This is a genomic window from Actinophytocola sediminis (assembly GCF_054779715.1).
Genome location: NZ_BAAGXS010000074.1, coordinates 164,262 through 181,807, shown reverse-complemented (window position 1 = coordinate 181,807; position 17,546 = coordinate 164,262). Strand labels below are relative to the sequence as shown.

The following is a 17,546-nucleotide window of genomic DNA, read 5'->3' as shown; positions in this document are numbered from 1 at the left end:
ATGGCAGGAAGCCCCTCCTTTGGAGGCTGCGCCCTGGACGGCGACACTTCGAATGGTTTTCGTGCTACCTGTAACCTCCGTTGATGGTGCGGCGATACTTGATACATGCCCACACTGGACATTGTCGACGAAACAGTTAGCACAACGAGCCGTGTTGGCGCCAAGAAAACGCTTCCAATTCGTTGGATGGTCGGTGGCGGTTCCACAGTTGTTGGCGCCGTCTTAGCTATCGCCAGCTACTGGGTAGACCCTGTAAGGATATGTCGCGAATCGGAATGTAACCCTTGGGGGATTGTTGAACTAATTCCATTTCTGGTGATTGCAATTCTGGCCATTCTGCCCGATCTAAGTGAGGTAACAATTGGAAGCATCGTCTCACTAAAGCGTCGCGTTGAAGTCCAGGAAGACGAGTTGGACAGGACTGTCAAGAGGCAGGAATCAGTCGAGCAGCAGATCTTGCAATTGGCGAACGTGTCCGCAAGTCAGCAAGTTACGCAACAGTTCTTCACGCTACCTGCGGGATCGGCGACACGTCTGCCTGATGACGTGCTCGATAAAAAGGAGCGACTATTTGGGGATCTACCTGACGTCACTCGTGCGGCACCAGGCGTCCGTGAGCGACCCTATCCACCTCGAATTCCAGGTATGCACCACGTCTCTGACTATTCTCCCGAGGATGCACAACGCGCATTGCAGCTGATCGAGCAGTGGGAAGGGTTGGATCAATTCGTAGTCTCACGATATCCGACTGATCCTGGTTCGGAATCCGGCGTAGAGCAATTGCTTAGAAAAGCGCGACGAAACTTCTCTCGTCTTTTCGCAGACGAGCTCGATATGATTCGCTCGGTGAGAAATAATATTGCTCATGCGCGATACGTTGCCACGGAAGACCTACAAGGCGCGCTCGAAGCTGCGGAGGAGTTGCACCAGATCTTGACTGATACCAACCTTGTCGAACTCGCGGAACTCTAGAGAGTGGCTAACTGTCAGTGTCTCTAGATACGATATCCGTCATGGGTCTCAGTGATGTAACGTCGGAGTCAGTGTTGAAGGCGGTAGAGGACTATGACCGGAGGGGTGCCGAGGGGTTTAGAGCCTTCTACGGCTTCGGTCCAGCCCAGCGGCTCATCCTCATGCGGAACGGGCGAGCCTACGATGCCAAGGCCATTGTTGGAGTTGCTCACGGGTATGCCACCGGCACGTTCTGGCGGTCTGCCGACTTCACCGGTGGTGTCGCATCCGTAATTCGCACGCTGCAGAAATTGGGCTTCGACGCCCGGCACCTTTCCGGACTTCCCCAGCCAGACTCGCGTGCGATCTTCGGTGAAGTTACTGGCTATCCCGAGGGATCTACGTTTCGTGACAGGGCCGAGGTACAACGTGCCGGCGTACATCGCCCTGGTCAGGCTGGCATTTGCGGGACCAAGGCGTTCGGCGCTGAGTCCATCGTCATCTCCGGTGGTTACGAGGACGACGAAGATCTAGGCGACCTGATTATTTACACAGGCCATGGGGGGCAGGACACTCGAAGGCGGCAGGTTGAAGATCAGACGTTCGACGACCCTGGCAATGCGGCCTTGCGGACGAGCTCACTGACGGGTGAGCCCATCCGTGTGGTCCGTGGTCGGCAGAGTGGGTCGACGTACGCGCCCGCATCCGGGTATCGCTACGACGGGCTCTACCGAGCAGTCGATGCCTGGATGGAGGCTGGTAGAAGCGGCCATCAAGTCTGCCGTTTCCGGCTGGTCAAGGCCGCTGCGGTGGACGTTCCAGATACTGGCGGCCCTGGGGCCGAGGCAGCGCCAACCGGCACGGTCGCACCCGGACGCCGGACTTCAACCGTGCAGCGAATCGTACGTTCGACTGCGGTGTCGCGACACGTGAAGCAGCTGCATGACGACACATGTCAAGCGTGCACAACACGGCTCTCAGTCGCAGGCCGCGGTTACTCAGAAGGGGCGCACATCCGCCCGCTCGGTCTGGGGCACAACGGCCCAGATGTACCGGCCAACACATTGTGCCTGTGCCCTAACTGTCATGTATTGTTCGACAGCGGAGCGCTGATCATCGATGACGCCATGCAGGTGTGGGTTAACGGCATTCACCGTGGTCCACTAGCTATCAACAACCGCCATGCTGTTGGAAACGAGTACCTCGCGTACCACCGTGAGCACTACGGTGCCCAGACTGCCCGTGGCTGACGGGTTGGCAGGAGGTTCCTCTGTGCGTGCGGTCCGTAGGGGCCTTAGGGCAAGATCCACTTACACGTTTATCCCACTGAAACGACCGCAGATAACCAACGTCATCCATCCGCGGTGACCCATTCGCCTACCGCGAACAGCAAGGTGGCGGGCTAGGTCGACAGCGAACGGCAACCGACCAGCGCACCCGATCATGAAACCGTAGGTTCAAGAGTCGATGCTGAGCGCTGCGCTTCGCGAGGCGAATGCAGTGAGTTAGATGTCGATTGCCCAGAGTTGCAGTAGGTCGGTGTTGAATAGTTGTCTGGTGTCTGGTTTGGGGTGGATGCCTTCTGCGGCGAGGAGGGTGCGGAGCTGTGGGGAGTAGGGGACGGTGCAGAGCCACACGTTGATGAGCGTGTCGTTTTCGGGGTTGTGGCCGAGGATGGCGATGTTGGCGGTGTGGCCGTTGGGTGAGCGTTCGATCATGGCTTGGGGTTTGGCGAGGGTGCGGCGCCATTCGATGAGTTCGGCGGCGCCTTGGGCGAGGTGTCCGGGTTCCAGGCATACGTCGATGGTGATGGTGCCGTGGGTGTTGATGGTCATTTGGAGGGCGGCGATGTTGGCTTGGATGGGGTAGTTGGCCAGCATCGTGGTGAAGCCTTCGAGTTCTGTGGCGTAGGTCTTGGGGCTGTTGCCGATCACGGTGCGGTCCGCTGAAGGTCGAGTGTGGTCAGTGCTTCGTAGGAGAGGCCGTCGCCGTATTTGGCGGTGACTGTGGCGATGAGGTGGATGCGGCCTGGGCGGATGGGGTCGCGGCCGGCGAGGGCGTTGCGGAGGGTGCCTTCGGGGACGGTGTCTTCGCCGAGGGTGGTGCATTCTCGGGCGAGGCGGTTCACCGACCAGTTGTGTGTGGCGAGCCAGTGTTTGAGCAGGGTGCCGTTGATCTTGGGCATGGTCATCTCGTGAAGGTGTCGGGGTCGAGGATGGTGCAGTCGTCGAGTCTGCGGACGAGGTCGGTGGCGCGTGCCCAGCGGATGGTGGGGTCGTCGTAGCCGACGATGTCCTGTCTGGCGTGGGCGGGGCCGGTTGGGCTGGTCTTGTAGAGCTGGGCGTTGACGCCGTGTATGGGGTAGGTGCGGGCGCGGATGGTGACGGCGCCCCGGCGTAGGGCGGGGCAGAGTTTGCTGGCGACTCCGACGCAGGGGGCGCAGACCGGGGGTTCGGTGACGGTCATGTTGTTGGGCCAGCCAGACCAGTCCGTGCGGTGGTCCTTGAGCAACCACAGAACGCCGTCCTCGTTGCGATCAGCGGGCCTGGCGCAGACCTGGCAGAGCAGGCGGAGCATGGCGCGGCGTTGGCGCAGTGGGTGCACAACGCCGAAGCGGGGGCGGCCGCGGCCGGGACGGTTCGGGGCGCGATACCAGAGGACACCGCGGGTATCCCGGTCCATCAGGGTTTCGTCGGTGTAGGCGATGCCGATTCCACGGACTTCCACGACGTTGCACGGAAGGAGTGTTTCGGTGCTCCATGAGCTGATGTAGGGCACAACGGGCTGGGGCATGGCTTGTCTCTCGGGGGTCAGCGGTCAGTGTCATGGGTGAGCAGGCGAAGCGGGGCGGCCTCCTGTGCGCAGCGGGCGGCTCTTGCGCGCAGGGCGCAGGCCAGGGCGGTGACACGGTCCGCCAAAGCGAACTCGTCCTCGGGCGGGATCGGCGGGGTGAGACCGGTGTCGGCATCGACGTGGCGCAGGAGATAGCGGCTGAGGCGGGTGTTCAGGTCGGCGATGTCATGCATCAGGCGACCGTCGTGGTGAGCGTTGTCGTCCGGTGGGGGTACGTGCGGCATCGGGTTCCGTCTTTCGGGTGACGTTGTGTCCCAGGAAACAATTGGTCCTGGAGAACTTGGTGATCACTCAACGCCCGACACCTGCGGATGACCATGACCGAATCCTCATCGGTCGTATACATAAGACGTATGGTTCGTGTCTGTGCTGGTTGCGCGCCGGTATATTAGGGTTGACCGACGGACATCGCGGGGGCGCAGGCGAATTGACGAAGCCACAACATCAAGCTCGCTACTGCCGCTGCGGGGCGCGTTTAGCGGCGGATAATCTGAGCGACCAGTGCGGTCCGTGCGATCGGCTGAATCGTGATCGGTTGTTGGCGCCGCCGTCGGTTCCGGTGGATGTCTGGGACACGGCGCAGTTGCGGGACGCCTTCGCCGCGCAGCACATCGGGCAGGTCGCCCGCGCCTACCGGAAGCACCCGCATCACGCGGCGGTGTTCGGATCTGGGGGCATCTCGCAGGCGTTGCTCGGCCAGTGGCTCGGGCTGACTCAAGCGCAGGTCAGTCGGATCGAGACCGGAGCACCGGTGCGTAACATCGACAGCCTTGCTCACTGGGCACGTGTGCTGGGGATCCCGTCCGCGTTGTTGTGGTTCGACCTTCCGGGCACGCGGCGGACGGCGAGCAGCGGGCAACGTGCCGATGTTCCCGAACGGCTCGCCTTCGCCCTTGCCCACCCCGGTAGCGTCGACCTGGTCGCGGTTGCTCACCTGCGGGAACAGGTGCACGCGCTCGACAGCAGGTACGCCACGGTCCCGGCGACCTCATTGTTGGCTGAGACCGGGCAGTGTCTCGGCCAGGTGGCGTTTCTCCGTACCCACGTCTTCAACGGCCGGATTCGGCGTGCGCTCCTGGCGGCGGAGGCCGAGACCGCGACGCTCATGGGCCAGCTCGTGTGGGATGCCTCGCAACGGCGGGATCACACGACGGCAACCGCCTACCTCGATCAGGCAGAGCTGGCGGCGAATCAGCTCGGTGATCGGGCGGCCGAAGGACTGGCCAGCCTGCGGAAGACCTACGTGGCTCTCTACGGGGAGAAGGATCCGGCTACCGGGCTCGCCCTGGCGCAGCGCACGGCCGACACCACCGCGGGCGTGAGCCGGGTGCTCACCGGACTCGGCCTCCTGCACGCCGCCGAGGCCCACGCCATGCTCGGCCAGCAGACCGAATGCGAACGCGCCCTGGCCGAGGCCGACTCACATCTCGACCAGGTCGACGACACCGACGCCGCGTTCGACCTCTACTCCCCGACGCAGTCGGGACGTCTCGCCGGCTCGTGCTACCTGTCCCTTGGCAAGGCACCGCGAGCCGAGGCGATTCTCGAAGCCACCGTGAACGAGCTGCGGGACCAGTCGAAGGCGCAGGCCATCACGATCGGCAACCTCGGTCTCGCGCTCATCCGCCAACGCCGGCCCGAGGAGGCGGCCGCGATCCTGCACGACGCCGCCGACGTCATCGAGCGGAACTGGGGCGGTGGCGCGCTCAACGTCATGTTCTCCGCCTGCCGGGAGCTTCGGCCGTGGAAGCACGAACCCGCCGTGCAGGACATCTACGATCGAGTGATGACGATGATGGTTCCGGCCTAGCCCGCCATGGCGAACCAGGCGAAGCAGGCCGTCCGGGAGCGCGTGTGGTCACTACTGGAACGGGAGCACGCGGCACCACCCGGTGTTCACGGACACATCCCCTCGTTCTTCGGGGCGGACCAGGCGGCGGAACGGCTTGGTGAACTGCCCGAGTGGCGCGCCGCGCGGGTGATCAAGGCCGTGCCGGACACCGCGCAGAAGCCGGCACGCGAACTGGCGCTCGCACAGGTCAGGCTCCTCTACATGGCGGTGCCGAAGCTGGCCGAGCCGTTGCCGTTCCGCCGGTTCGATCCGGCCGAACCGGGCCGGTCTGAGCTGGTCGCGGTCGAGGACATGGAGCCGGTCGACCTGATTATCTGCGGCAGCGTCGCTGTGGACCGTCGAGGTGCCCGGCTTGGCAAAGGAGCCGGCTACTCCGACATTGAGGTCGCCTTGCTCCAGGAAGCCGGCCTGATCAGCACGGGAACGACGATCGTGACGACGGTCCACCAGCTCCAGGTGCTTGACGAGGACCTGCCCGAGGCCGCGCACGACTTCCGCGTGGACGTCATCGTGACGCCGGACGAGATCATTCGTTGTGACGGAGGCAGGTCCTCAGCCGGCCTGATCTGGGACAGCCTCAGCCCGGAGCAGGTCGCGGCGATACCCGTGCTCGCCGCACGCCGATCACCTCCCCCTACGCCGTAGCAGGTACCGCACCGAGCTGAGTTTTGCCGATTAATTGCCAGTTTTCAACGGAAGATGATCACCGATGTCGCGTGTTGACGCCAAGAGACGTACACCTGTAAGAGCAGTTCACGGCAAGTATCAGCAAGCACTGACCGGTATTGATAGGAGTGGACAGCGGATCAGAAGGTTAGGGGTTCGAATCCCTTCGGGCGCGCTGTCTGGTTGAGACAGAGCGTTGGGGCCGATCGCAAGATCGGCCCCAACGTTTCCCAGGCACAGAATCATCTGGCTGATCGCCGCGACGTTCACACAGAATGCCCCAAGCCAACGCCACCCTGGGTGGTCAATGGTGGTGACGGGCTGTGGCGGCGTGTCATGGACGGTGCCCGGTGGCTGAGCCGAGATGATGGGCGAGCCCATGGTGGCGGCCGAAAGGGTGATCTGCATGAGCGTTGCCGATGACCGCGCCGATGTCCTTGAGCGGTTCTCCACGGCGCTTTACACGGTGCCCGAGGCCGCCCGTTACCTGGATGTGCCCACGAGCTCGTTGAACTCGTGGGCGCATGGCTACCGGAACCGTCCGCCAGGGCGCCGCGAGGTGGTCGGTGCGCCGATCCTGACCACGCTCCCTCGGCGTACTGTGCGGCTGCCGATCATCCCGTTCATCGGTCTTGCTGAAGGTGCGGTGTTGACCGCGATTCGTCGCAGCGGCGTGCCGATGCAGCGCATTCGCCCGGCGCTGGAGCAACTCGACTCACAGATCGGGTTGTCTCATGCGTTGGCGAGTCGACGGCTGTACACCGATGGCGCCGAGATTCTGTTCGACTATGCCGAAGCGACCGACGACCCAGGTCTGGTTCAGGCTGCCCACGATCTGGTGGTGGTGCGCAACGGTCAGCGGGTGTTCAACGAGGTCGTCGCCGCCTACCTGCGGCGTCTGGAGTTCGACGACCACGGCTACGTGCGTCTGATCAGGCTCCCCGCCTACGAGGTGGCCGAGATCGTGGTCGACCCCACTCGCGGGTTCGGCCAACCGATCTTCGCCCGCGGCGGTGCTCGGCTCGAGGACGCACTGGGGTTGTTCCGCGCTGGTGAGGCTCTTGACGTGGTAGCCGACGAGTACGGCATCCCACGTGATCACCTGGAAGACGCGGTCCGCATCGCGACCCGGTCCGCGGCCTGACATGACGATCGGGCACCCCGACGGCTTGCCCGAGCTGTTCCTCGACCGCAGCCTTGGCCGACGGCAGGTCCCTGATCTTCTCCGCGCTGCTGGGTTGCACCTTGCGGACGAGTTGCGGGAACGCCATGGTTGGTCAGGCGAAGCAGACCATCAGGGATCATTTGTGGTCGTTGTTGGAGCGTGAGCGGGCGGCACCGCCCGGCGTTTATGGGCATATCCCCGCTTTTGTCGGTGCGGATCGGGCTGCGGAGCGGCTTGGGGAACTGCCGGAATGGCGGGCCGCTCGGGTGGTCAAGGCAGTGCCGGACGCGGCGCAGAAGGCGGCGCGCGAGTTGGCGCTTCGGCAGGGAAAGCTTCTCTATATGGCGGTGCCGAAACTTGCGGAGCCGTTGCCGTTCCGCCGGTTCGATCCGGCCGACCCACAGCGGTCCGAGCCGATTGGGGTCGAGGACATGGACCCGGTCGACCTGATCGTCTGCGGCAGCGTCGCCGTGGACCGCCACGGTGCCCGGCTCGGCAAAGGAGCCGGCTACTCGGACATCGAGGTTGCGTTGCTCCAGGAAGCCGGCTTGATCGGCTCAGGGACGACGATCGTGACGACGGTCCACGGGCTTCAAGTGCTTGACGAGGATCTGCCCGAGGCCGCGCACGACTTCCAAGTGGACGTCATCGTGACTCCGGACGAGATCATCCGCTGCCACGGACGCAAGCCTGATCTGGGACCGCCTGAGTCCGGAACAGATCGCGGCAATACCCGTGCTCGCCGCACGCCGCCCTTGGGCTCGCTAGGTTTCGCATTTCTCACGATCACTCGAAACTACGACCGCACGGTTCCCACCACTCGTGGTCGACTTCGAGGAGCGAGTACGAGAACTTGCCGATCTGCGGTAGTTACCGAATGATTGCCGACTTTCAACAGAAGGGGATCACCTGTGAGCGGATCTGATTGAACCAACGATCAGGATCGCCAAGCAGTGATCAGCTCGTCAGGGTCGAGAACCTGAACGCCGGGCAGGGTTGTCGTGGCGCGGGTCACGGCGAGCAGGTGGGTCTGTTCGTCGGCGCCTGGTAGCCGGGATCGGTGGATCATCAGCCGAGCGAGGTCGTGGGTGTCGAACGGGCGCGTGTCCTGCCACTTGATCGAACCGACCATGGTGACGCTCTTGGCGACAGGTTCGCGGTCAGCGCCGACAATGTCGATCTCCGGATCGTTGGTGCGGGTCCAGTAGCCGCCGATCACTGTTGTCCCATCAGGAAGAGTCCCGCCAGGCAGGCGTCGCAGCGACTCTCGGATCATCGGTTCGATCGCGCGGCCGCGCCAGGTCGTCCAGGACGATTGGATCCGGGCGAGCACCAAGTCTCCGCGACCGCGCTCGATCTCGGCGAGGTGTGGACCGAGGAAAGTCAGCCAGAGCCGTAGGTACGGATCCCGAACAACGTATCTGGTTTCCCGGGAGGGTTGGGTCGACAGCGGGATCATGGCATCTACCAGGTGCTTGGCGGTCAGGAGTTGGAGTGCGCGGCTGAGCGAGGCCTGTGGCAGATCGCCCGCCGCCCGTCCGATCAGCGAGTACGTCCGCTCACCCGATCCGATCGCGCCGAGGACACGGCGCGCCTGGGCTTCGACCGGGAACTCGGCGGCCAGCGCACGTTCCGCACTCACCAGCAACGCCGAGGTGGGGTCGGCCACCGCGTCGGTCAGGTAGTCGGTGACCGAAGCGCCACTGGGCCATTCGGCCATGATCAGCGGCAACCCGCCGGTGATCAGGTGAGCGTCGAACGCGTCCGCAGCGGGCAGGTCGAGCATCGTGGCCACGTCCGCTGGGCTCAGCGGCGGGATCACCATCTCGGTGGCGCGCTGGTGGAACGGTCGGCCGTACTCGTTGAGTGCCTCCATCATCGCGAGGTCGGAGCCGATACACAACAACAGCACGGGCCGGCGAGACAGCTCGCGATCGAAGAGTTTCTGCAGCGTGCCCTCGAACCCGGCGTCGTTGGCGATGAGGTACGGCATCTCGTCCAGAACGATCACGCAGGGTTGTCCCTCGGGCAGCGCCGCCGTCAGGAGCCGGAGCGCCGCGTCCCAGGACGTGGGGGTCTGGTCGCGGAACACGTCAGCACCAGGAAGATCCGAGCTGATGGCGGCCTCGGTGAACAGCCTCAAATCCGCCTCCATACTCGACTGCGCGGAAGCGGTGAAGAACACGTACGGAACACCCGCGCGTTCAACGAACTCTTCGGCCAGCCGCGACTTGCCGACCCGACGGCGACCGCGCACAAGTAGAGCGCGACCAGGCCGGTCAACCCGCCCTCCCTCCCTGACCTTGCCCAGCACTCGGTCGAGCAGCGCCAGCTCCCGCTCACGTCCAATGAACACGATCACCCCAGATACACTCACCGATAAGTCACTCAACAATGAGTGTATCATGAATGTGCGCGTGTAAGGCTGACGGGTCTCTTCGTCGGACACTCGCTCGAACAGGCGGTCGTGCTGCCACCGCACGAAGCCCAGCAAAACCTGGTCGGCTTCGACCTAGTCGTGCGCTCGATCTCGATCCGAGACCAGCAGGTCCGACGGGTACTCGGTATCGGCTGGGAGAGCATCGACGGTGTTGGGCAGGATGCCGTCCCACTCCGGCAGGAGATCGAGTAGTTCCGCGCGGGGCAGGTCGATGCCGAGCCGCGCGCACCGGTCCACCACGCTCTCCGCGCGTTCGGCGGCGTAGTCCGGGCAGTATTCGAGCAGCGTTTCGCTGCCTCCGTCGCGACACTCGTACAGGCCCACCAGTATGCCCATCGCGAGTTCGGCAGCCGCGGTTGCGATACCGAGCGCCGCTCGACGTTCGAGATCCAGCAGAAAGGGCTCCAGCGCTTCGTCCATGATCTCGTCCGCGGCCACGACCGGATGGACATATCCGTGACCCGGTCGGTATCCCGCGCGGTTGTTGAGCTCCTCGATATCCAGACCGCGCAAGGTGCCGGCGACCGCGACGGTGACCGCAGAGCGGTCTCCGTCCGACATGAGCCGGACGGCCTGGACTTCGGCGAGTTCTCGAAGATCTGGGCGGACGCCGAGCAGACCATCGAGCACGATTGCCTTCTCGTCTGCGGACAGAGCCGCCAGAGCGGATGTCGAACGGTTCATGCTTGTACCCACGTTTGCGCTGATGGGTCACTCCAGGTCGCGGTCAGCCAGGCCAGGTCGTTCTCGGCTGTGTGCCGCGCGTTCGTGGCACGGGTGAACAGCTCGTGGGTTTTCGTCAGCACTAACATGTATGGCCGGCCCTGTCGCCGGGTCTGGTGGCGCACCGGCAGTCCAGCCGAATCGATCTTGCTGTGCACGTGCTGACGTCCGTTCTTCGCCAGCGGCCACTCAAAGACTCGCCGCGAACGGGAGGCGAGAAACGTTCCCAGCGTGTCGCACAGGTCGCACCGGCACCCGGTCCACGCGATCGACCAGTCGTCGTCCTCCCGCCGCGGTCGCGCCACGATCGTGCTGAGCCGCTGCGCGCAGTCCCGCGCGACCGTGTGGAACGTTGCCGTTCGACGCGTGCCCACCGAACGCAGTGTCGGCATCAGGCACTCCAGCACCGCGTCCCCGTACCCGCGCAGCGCGGTGATGATCTCAGTGCGCAACGGGTCGTCGGCCGCCTCCAGCAGCCCTGTCAGCGGCGAACCGAGTCTCTCCAACGCTGGCCGGCGGACCTCGGTTCGTGCGGTCTTGGTCCAGGTCAGCAGGTCGTCGTCCAGCCATTGCCAGGCTCTGGCGGCCAGCAGCCGTGCCGCCTCCGTACTCCTGGTGGTGCGCAGCGCTCCGCACAGCCCTGGCAGCTCTTCGACCCACTCGTGCCGGTCGGTTCCGTAGTGGTGCCTGGATTCGAACCAACCGTTGATGACGCTCTGCGTCCACTCCTCGCCGTACTGGCCGGCCGCCGCCGCCAGCCAGTCCGCATGCTCCTGCGTGAGCGTCTCCACCCGGAACGGCTCGAGCAGCATCGTGGCTGTCTCGGCGACGCCAAGACCCGCCGCCACGTCCAGCGCGGCGCCAAGCAGTTCCGCCCGCGACCCGGTCCTTTTCCAGAACGGCGCGAGCGACTCCGCCGCGGCACGTGCGCCCGCCAGGTCACCGGCGTCGATGCGCTCACGGAGCTCTCGGAGCGCCCACTGTGACCCGGCTTCGGCACGCGCCGTGAACGCCCGGTCCCGTGGCCACACGACGATCGCGGCCCGCCGATACCACCGGTCCAGTGTGTTGCCGTAGTTGCCCATGTAGCCCTCGTAGTCGGACTGGTAGGGCTCCAGGTCCGCGCTCGGCGTGGTGGCGCACACCTCGTGGTGAGGGATGCTCACCGAGATCGGCTCACCATCGGTGCCGTCCGGGCCCGTCCACCAGCCGAGGGTGATGTCGTCGTTGATCAGATCGGTGAGCTGATAGTCGTCTTCGTCGGCGTCTTCGTCGTCGTGATAGCCCCACCCGCCGTCGGACGGTTGGGCGTCCCAGGTCTCCTGCACCTCGGCCAGTGCCAGCACTGTCTCGCACCCGGCCTGTTTGGCGGCGGCGCGCAGCAGCGCGGCGCGTTCCGCGTCGACGCCCTTGAGCCGATGCCAGGTCAGGCCGCGCTGGGTGTATTCATGGTCAAGCAGGAAGACCAGCCGATTTGGCGGGTCGAGGTCCTGACGTCCGTACCGCTGGGTGGCCGGCGTGGTGAAGTGCTCAGTCAGGCAGTGCGCCAGCTCGGTGGTGGGGCCGGTCACCCGCGCAGCGCTCTCGGTATCGGCGAGCAGGTTGAACGTGAGCGTCACCCGGTACCCGGACCTGACCGGCGTGACCTCGTGCCGGCAGTCGGCGTAGAACGCGACGAGGGTTAGGTCCTCCTTCGACGCGCGGTAGGTCCGGGTCTCCCCGGCGTGGTCGATGACCAGTTCCCCGCCCGTGTGCGCCGATGGCAGTGACACCACCAGCGTGCCCACCATCGCGTCGTGCTTCTCCGAGTCCTGGTGGGGGAGGAAGAACTGGCCCTTGCCGTACACCAGCATCGAGTGCGGTTCGGCCCGCAGCCGTGCCGTCCGGGGGAGCCCGAGCTCATCACGGAAGTGCGCCAGCGCGCCGTCCAGCAGCGCCGTCCAGCCGGGCCCGCCGAGCGTGATCTGGTTCGGGGTGAGCTCCCAGGTGTCGCGGACGTCGGTGTCGGTCAGCGTCTCCTCGCCCTGGCCGAACATGGCCGGCCGCGCCGCCGCGACCAGCTTCTTCGCCGACGGCGCCCAGAGGGGAAGGCGTACCGGCCCGACGCCGGACACCTCCAACTCGAGCAGCTGAGCCGGCGCCAGCAACTGAGCACTGAACGACCCGGCCGGTTCGGTGTCGTCGAGCAGTCGCGCCAGCCGTTCCCGAGCCGTCGTCGCCATGTGTCCCTCGCTCCCGTGCTGCTGCCGGGCCCGACCCTAGAGTGGGCCGACGGGGATCCAGACGATGGTCGCTCCTCACCTGGAGGCAGCGCGGGGGTCCCGGCTGGCGATTCGGGTCATGTGTTGTTCGCCCCAGTCGCCTAGTGGGGTCAGGGCTTTGTTGAGGGAGCGGCCGAACTCGGTGACCGAGTACTCGACCTTCGGGGGCACCTGTCGGTACACCTCGCGGTGGATCAGGCCGTCGGACTCCATCTGTCGCAGTTGTTGGATCAGCATCTTCTCCGTGATGCCGACCACCTCGCGTCGCAGTTCGCCGAAGCGCATTGCCTGCGTCTCGGCCAGTGCCCACAGGATGAGTGACTTCCACTTCCCGCCGACGATGTCGAGCGCCGCGTCGAGACCGCACGTGTATGGGCCGTGTGCCGGCATTTGCCTGGATCCTTACCTTTTGGTGGGTACCTGACTTTTAGGTAGGTACTTGCCTTACTGTACGGCACAGAAGCAGAGTCTTCCGCGTGAACACAACAGTCATCGGACTCGGCAAGATGGGCCGCGCGCTCGCCGCCTCACTGGTGGACAACGGCCACGACACCACCGTCTGGAACCGCACTCCCGGCCGCGCGGCCGACCTCGCCGTCACACACACGACCACCGCCGCCGACGCGGTCGCCGCGAACGAGCTGGTTGTGTTGTGCCTGCTCGACTTCGACTCGGTCGTCGCGGTTCTCGACGGCCTGGACCTCAGCGGCCGTACGGTCGTCAACCTCACCACCGGCACTCCGGCGGAGGCGGTGAAGCTGGCAGCGCTGATCACCGGGCGTGGCGCGGACTTCCTCGACGGCGGGATCATGGCCATTCCGTCGATGATCGGAACGCCGGCCGCTGTCGTGCTCTACAGCGGTGATGAGCAGGCGTTTGTGCGCGTGGGGGACGTGCTCGCGGCCTTCGGTGAACGGCGTTACCTCGGTGCCGAGCCGGGCCTGGCGGCGCTGCATGACATCGCGATGCTCACCGGTATGTACGGCATGCTCGGCGGGTTCGTGCAGGCGGCGGCGATGGTGCGCACCGAGGGCACGCCGGTCGTCGAGTTCACCGAGACGCTGCTGATCCCGTGGCTGCGCGCGATGTTCCCCGCGCTCGTCGACATGGCTGGCCAGATCGACTCCGGCGATTACACAGCCACGGAGTCCGACCTGTCGATGCAGGTGGCCAACGACGGCATCCACGACGTCAGCCGCGCCCAGGGCGTGAGTACCGAGCTGTCCGACCCGCTGTTCGCGCTGATGCGCCGCCGCGTCGAGCAGGGCTTCGGCGGTGACGACTTCCCGAGCGTGATCGAGCTGCTGTCATGACCCGTTTCGGGGTGATCGTCATGTAGGACGCGCCGGCCGCCGAGTTGCTGGCGCGGTTCCGGCGGATCGAGGAGCTGAGTTTCGACCAGGCTGCTGTGGGACACCACCGACCCGCTCGCGCCGGGTGCGTCGTTCACCGAGTTGGTTGAGCGCCTAACCGCGGTCGCGATCGCGGACTTGTGTCCGGCTTTTTGGCCAGGTGAGCGCGTCAGCTCGAGAGTAGTTCGACGAGTCCGCCTCGGGCGTCGGTCATGACGATGTGTTCGGCGGCGGGCGCGTCGGCGTTGCGTAGGGCGCGGACGAGGTCGCGGTGGCTGGCGTAGCGGTCGAGGCCGAAACGGTCGTTGGCGGCGACGTGGTCGAGTAGGCGGGTGCGGCGCTCGGCGCGGGAGAACACCCGGGTCTGCTCCAGCAGGCGCACGAGCACGGGGTTGCTGGCGCAGGTGCTCACCGCGTCGTTGAACCGCTGCATGGTGTCCAGCAGCTTGTTCACCTGGCGGTCGACCGGCTGGCCGTCGGCGTGCCGTTTCCGCGCGACGATCAGCAGGTCGTCGGCCTCGTCGAGGATGGTGTCCAGGTCGTCCAGTTGGGCGGGGGTCGCGTGCCGGGCGGCGAAGCGCGCGACCAGGCCGCGCAGCGCGATCTCGACCTCGGCCAGTTCCTGGATCGCGTTGTCGCCCATGGTGGCCACGACGACTGTGCGTGGGCCGACGCGTTCGATGAGGCCGTCCTGTTCCAGGCGGCGGATCGCCTCCCGGACCGGGGTGGGGCTGACGGCGAAGCGCTCGGCAAGGCCGCGCTCGGTGATCTTCTCCCCCTGGCGTAGCTCGCCGGCGGCGATGGCGTCCCTGGCCGCACGGTAGGTGCGGTCGGCGAGGGTCTCCGTCCACGGCGGGGCCTGGCTCATGAGCGTCATCGTATGGCATACGTTTATGCAACTGTTGACAGTTTTGCTATAGCGTAATTAACCTGCGCGACGACACGACCGCGGCTCCCGGAGGACGACGATGACCGCAGCGGAACCGGACGTGAGGACGGGCACAGGGCGGCGCATCACCTTCTACGTGGCACTCGCCGCCTTCGCCCAGGAGTCGACCTGGAACTTCTACGACGCCCAGGTGCCGCCCCTGCTGCGCGAACACCTGGGCAGCGCCGCGCTGATCGGCCTGCTGATGGGCATGGACAACATGCTGGGCATCGTGATCCAGCCCTGGATCGGCAACCGCTCGGACAACACCCGCACCCGCTGGGGCCGCCGCATCCCCTACCTGGCCGTCGGGATGCCGGTGGCCGCCCTGCTGTTCGCCACCATCCCGCTCGCCTCGACGCTGCCCGTGCTGATCGTCGTGATGTTCAGCTACGCGCTGGTGGCCAACAGCCTCAAGCCGGTGGGGGAGTCGCTGCTGCCGGACTTCATCCGCCCCGAGCGCCGCAGCCGGGCGAACGCCGTGGTCAAGATCGCCATCAGCCTCACGGTCATCGTCTCGGCGTTGATCAGCACGTTCCTCGTGGACTCGTACCCGGTGCTGTCGTTCTGGATCCCGTCGGTGCTGATGCTCGGCTCGGTCGCGGTGCTCGTGTCCCGGGTGCGCGACAGCAGTTCGCCCGCCTACCGGGCCGCGGTCGCCGAGGAGGCGGGCGAGACCGCGCCGACATCCCGGATGCGCGACGTCCTGGCCGACATCGTCCGCGATGCCGACCGCAGCAGGCTGTTGGTGATCCTCGCGATCTTCCTGTTCGGCTGTGCCTGGTTCTCCTCGCGGTCGCTGATCACCACCTACGGGATGGAGACGCTCGGGTTGTCCCGTGGGGACGCCGGTGGACTCACCCTGCTCAGCGGGGTGGCCTACCTGCTCGCCGCGTTCCCGTTGGCGTTGTTGTCCGAGCGCGTCGGGCGGTTGCGGGTGATGGCCGCCGGCATGACGTTGTTCGCCGGGTCGATGGTCGCCGGCACGCTGGTGCAGACCCCGACCGGGACGGTGGTGGCGTTGTGCGCGGGCGCGGCGGGGGCGGCCGGGTTCATGATCAACGGGGCGGTGCTGCTGTGGAACCTGGCGCCGTCGAGCCGGGTGGTCGGCACCTACACCGGGCTGTACACGGTCGGCTGGTACTCCGGCGGGTTCGTCGGCCCGGCGGTGGTCGGCGGCATGGTCGACCTCACCAGCTGGGACCTGATGCTGGTCAACGCCGCGGCGCTCGCGGTGCTCGCCGTCGTGGTCGTGCTGCGGATCCAGGTCCTGGCGCGCGATCGGGTCGGTGCCGCGCTGTGAACGACGTCCTGGTCACCACCGACTACTCGCGTCCGGGCGACGAGGCCGCCGCCGTTCTCCAGGCCGCCGGATACCGGGTCCAGCATCACGTTGGCGGTGACCTGGTCGCGGCGCTGCGCGGGGTCACCGGCGTGATCGTCGGGCACGATCCGCTGACCGCGGCCGTGCTGGCGCAAGCGCCGAGGCTGCGGGCGATCGTGCGGTCGGGGGTCGGGTACGACGCCGTCGACGTGGCCGCGGCCACCCGGCTCGGCATCCGGGTCAGCAACCTGCCGGGGATCAACAGCAATGCCGTCGCCGAGTACACGATCGGCCTGCTGCTGGCTGCCGCGCGCCGGCTGGTCGTGTCCGCGGCCGGGGTGGCCGCCGGCGAGTGGCCCAGGGGCAGCGGTCACGAGTTGCGCGGCGCGACCCTCGGGCTCGTCGGGTTCGGCGCGGCGGCGCGCGCGGTCGTGCCGTTGGCCAGGGCCTTCGGCATGACGGTCCGCTGCCACACGAACCATCCCGATCCGTCCACTGTGGACGTCGAGTTCACCGACCTGCCGACGCTGTTGCGCGGCGCGGACTACGTGTCTCTGCACACCGCGCTGACGCCGAGGACCCACCATCTCGTCGACGCCACGGCCCTCGCGTTGATGAAGCCCTCCGCGATCCTGGTCAACACGGCCCGCGGCGCGCTCGTCAACGAGGCCGCGCTGGTCGACGCGGTCGCCGGCGGCCGGCTCGCGGGCGCCGCGCTGGACGTCGTGGACACCGAGCCGCTGCCGCCGGACAGCCCACTGCGCACGGTCGACGGCATCACCGTCTACCCACACCTGGCCGGGCAGACCGCGCAGGCCAGACGAGCCACCGCACTGGCCGCGGCCGACGAGCTACTCGCCGCCCTCCGCGGCGAACCCCGCTTTCCCCTGAACACCCCGAAGGAGACGCTGTGAAACACCCTCCGGCAAGCTCAGGATCGAGTTCATCCCGAGGACTTCCCAACCGCACCTCAGGGGAACGTGACGCAACCCAGCCACAAGTACGTACTCAACCAGCACCCGCGGTCCCCA

Annotated in this window: 18 protein-coding genes; 9 read left to right on the top strand and 9 right to left on the bottom strand. The window is 66.0% G+C overall.

The genetic code is table 11. The features are described 5' to 3' along the window. Positions 1–105 precede the first annotated feature (105 nt). Positions 106–972, top strand: coding sequence for a hypothetical protein (locus tag ACYVIP_RS34610; protein WP_460404129.1), 867 nt, complete (start codon positions 106–108; stop codon positions 970–972). A gap of 41 nt (positions 973–1,013) precedes the next feature. Next, positions 1,014–2,201 carry a YDG/SRA domain-containing protein gene (locus ACYVIP_RS34605; protein ID WP_460404127.1) on the top strand — a complete coding sequence of 396 codons (1,188 nt, stop codon included), beginning with the start codon at positions 1,014–1,016 and terminating at the stop codon, positions 2,199–2,201. Positions 2,202–2,456: 255 nt separating this feature from the next. On the opposite strand, the gene ACYVIP_RS34600 is transcribed toward ACYVIP_RS34605, so the two are convergent. The 4 genes from ACYVIP_RS34600 to ACYVIP_RS34585 form a co-directional block, all read right to left on the bottom strand. Further along, positions 2,457–2,885, bottom strand: coding sequence for a hypothetical protein (locus tag ACYVIP_RS34600; protein WP_460404125.1), 429 nt, complete (start codon positions 2,883–2,885; stop codon positions 2,457–2,459). After that, a complete protein-coding gene (locus ACYVIP_RS34595; RefSeq protein WP_460404123.1) occupies positions 2,882–3,142 on the bottom strand; it encodes a hypothetical protein in 261 nt (86 codons plus the stop codon). Before ACYVIP_RS34595 ends, ACYVIP_RS34600 begins: the two co-directional genes overlap by 4 nt. After that, the gene (locus tag ACYVIP_RS34590; RefSeq protein ID WP_460404121.1) at positions 3,139–3,678 is read right to left on the bottom strand and encodes a hypothetical protein; all 540 of its coding nucleotides are present in this window, start codon (positions 3,676–3,678) and stop codon (positions 3,139–3,141) included. Before ACYVIP_RS34590 ends, ACYVIP_RS34595 begins: the two co-directional genes overlap by 4 nt. A gap of 83 nt (positions 3,679–3,761) precedes the next feature. After that, positions 3,762–3,977, bottom strand: a complete 216-nt coding sequence (locus tag ACYVIP_RS34585; protein ID WP_460404119.1) for a hypothetical protein — start codon at positions 3,975–3,977, stop codon at positions 3,762–3,764. A 221-nt stretch (positions 3,978–4,198) separates the two neighbouring features. Here ACYVIP_RS34585 and ACYVIP_RS34580 point away from each other — a divergent pair, with 221 nt between their 5' ends. The 4 genes from ACYVIP_RS34580 to ACYVIP_RS34565 all read left to right on the top strand — a co-directional run bounded on the left by ACYVIP_RS34580 (position 4,199) and on the right by ACYVIP_RS34565 (position 8,368). Beyond that, positions 4,199–5,614, top strand: a complete 1,416-nt coding sequence (locus ACYVIP_RS34580; protein ID WP_460404117.1) for a helix-turn-helix domain-containing protein — start codon at positions 4,199–4,201, stop codon at positions 5,612–5,614. 6 nt (positions 5,615–5,620) lie between these two features. Then, positions 5,621–6,301, top strand: coding sequence for a 5-formyltetrahydrofolate cyclo-ligase (locus tag ACYVIP_RS34575; RefSeq protein WP_460404115.1), 681 nt, complete (start codon positions 5,621–5,623; stop codon positions 6,299–6,301). A gap of 385 nt (positions 6,302–6,686) precedes the next feature. Further along, on the top strand, positions 6,687–7,466 hold the full coding sequence (locus ACYVIP_RS34570; RefSeq protein WP_460404113.1) for a DUF433 domain-containing protein: 780 nt from the start codon (positions 6,687–6,689) through the stop codon (positions 7,464–7,466). 53 nt (positions 7,467–7,519) lie between these two features. Further along, a complete protein-coding gene (locus tag ACYVIP_RS34565; protein ID WP_460404111.1) occupies positions 7,520–8,368 on the top strand; it encodes a 5-formyltetrahydrofolate cyclo-ligase in 849 nt (282 codons plus the stop codon). 56 nt (positions 8,369–8,424) lie between these two features. Here ACYVIP_RS34565 and ACYVIP_RS34560 read toward each other — a convergent pair whose 3' ends face one another. From ACYVIP_RS34560 to ACYVIP_RS34545, 4 genes are all read right to left on the bottom strand, one after another. Continuing rightward, complete coding sequence (locus ACYVIP_RS34560; protein WP_460404109.1) at positions 8,425–9,849, bottom strand: ATP-binding protein; 1,425 nt, start codon at positions 9,847–9,849, stop codon at positions 8,425–8,427. A 150-nt stretch (positions 9,850–9,999) separates the two neighbouring features. Further along, positions 10,000–10,611 (bottom strand): hypothetical protein, encoded by a 612-nt coding sequence (locus ACYVIP_RS34555; protein ID WP_460404107.1) that lies wholly within the window; start codon positions 10,609–10,611, stop codon positions 10,000–10,002. After that, complete coding sequence (locus ACYVIP_RS34550) at positions 10,608–12,872, bottom strand: 2OG-Fe(II) oxygenase (RefSeq protein WP_460404105.1); 2,265 nt, start codon at positions 12,870–12,872, stop codon at positions 10,608–10,610. Before ACYVIP_RS34550 ends, ACYVIP_RS34555 begins: the two co-directional genes overlap by 4 nt. 75 nt (positions 12,873–12,947) lie before the next feature. Beyond that, positions 12,948–13,301: a winged helix-turn-helix transcriptional regulator gene (locus ACYVIP_RS34545; protein WP_460404103.1), complete on the bottom strand. Its 354-nt coding sequence runs from the start codon at positions 13,299–13,301 to the stop codon at positions 12,948–12,950. A gap of 86 nt (positions 13,302–13,387) precedes the next feature. On the opposite strand from ACYVIP_RS34545, the gene ACYVIP_RS34540 reads away from it, so the two are divergent. After that, on the top strand, positions 13,388–14,224 hold the full coding sequence (locus ACYVIP_RS34540; protein WP_460404101.1) for an NAD(P)-dependent oxidoreductase: 837 nt from the start codon (positions 13,388–13,390) through the stop codon (positions 14,222–14,224). A gap of 208 nt (positions 14,225–14,432) precedes the next feature. Here the strand turns inward: ACYVIP_RS34540 and ACYVIP_RS34535 are convergent, their stop codons facing one another. Beyond that, positions 14,433–15,131, bottom strand: a complete 699-nt coding sequence (locus ACYVIP_RS34535; protein ID WP_460404099.1) for a GntR family transcriptional regulator — start codon at positions 15,129–15,131, stop codon at positions 14,433–14,435. A 121-nt stretch (positions 15,132–15,252) separates the two neighbouring features. On the opposite strand from ACYVIP_RS34535, the gene ACYVIP_RS34530 reads away from it, so the two are divergent. Further along, the gene (locus ACYVIP_RS34530; protein WP_460404097.1) at positions 15,253–16,494 is read left to right on the top strand and encodes an MFS transporter; all 1,242 of its coding nucleotides are present in this window, start codon (positions 15,253–15,255) and stop codon (positions 16,492–16,494) included. Next, positions 16,491–17,429, top strand: coding sequence for a phosphoglycerate dehydrogenase (locus ACYVIP_RS34525; RefSeq protein ID WP_460404095.1), 939 nt, complete (start codon positions 16,491–16,493; stop codon positions 17,427–17,429). The genes ACYVIP_RS34530 and ACYVIP_RS34525 overlap by 4 nt, the downstream gene beginning before the upstream one ends. Positions 17,430–17,546 lie beyond the last annotated feature (117 nt).

Coding starts and splice junctions, on each gene's coding strand:
- ACYVIP_RS34605 (WP_460404127.1), top strand. CDS start 1,014: ATGGGTCTCAGTGATGTAACGTCGGAGTCAGTGTTGAAGGCGGTAGAG.
- ACYVIP_RS34575 (WP_460404115.1), top strand. CDS start 5,621: ATGGCGAACCAGGCGAAGCAGGCCGTCCGGGAGCGCGTGTGGTCACTA.
- ACYVIP_RS34595 (WP_460404123.1), bottom strand. CDS start 3,142: ATGACCATGCCCAAGATCAACGGCACCCTGCTCAAACACTGGCTCGCC.
- ACYVIP_RS34585 (WP_460404119.1), bottom strand. CDS start 3,977: ATGCATGACATCGCCGACCTGAACACCCGCCTCAGCCGCTATCTCCTG.
- ACYVIP_RS34550 (WP_460404105.1), bottom strand. CDS start 12,872: ATGGCGACGACGGCTCGGGAACGGCTGGCGCGACTGCTCGACGACACC.
- ACYVIP_RS34555 (WP_460404107.1), bottom strand. CDS start 10,611: ATGAACCGTTCGACATCCGCTCTGGCGGCTCTGTCCGCAGACGAGAAG.
- ACYVIP_RS34545 (WP_460404103.1), bottom strand. CDS start 13,301: ATGCCGGCACACGGCCCATACACGTGCGGTCTCGACGCGGCGCTCGAC.
- ACYVIP_RS34570 (WP_460404113.1), top strand. CDS start 6,687: ATGATGGGCGAGCCCATGGTGGCGGCCGAAAGGGTGATCTGCATGAGC.
- ACYVIP_RS34535 (WP_460404099.1), bottom strand. CDS start 15,131: ATGAGCCAGGCCCCGCCGTGGACGGAGACCCTCGCCGACCGCACCTAC.
- ACYVIP_RS34610 (WP_460404129.1), top strand. CDS start 106: ATGCCCACACTGGACATTGTCGACGAAACAGTTAGCACAACGAGCCGT.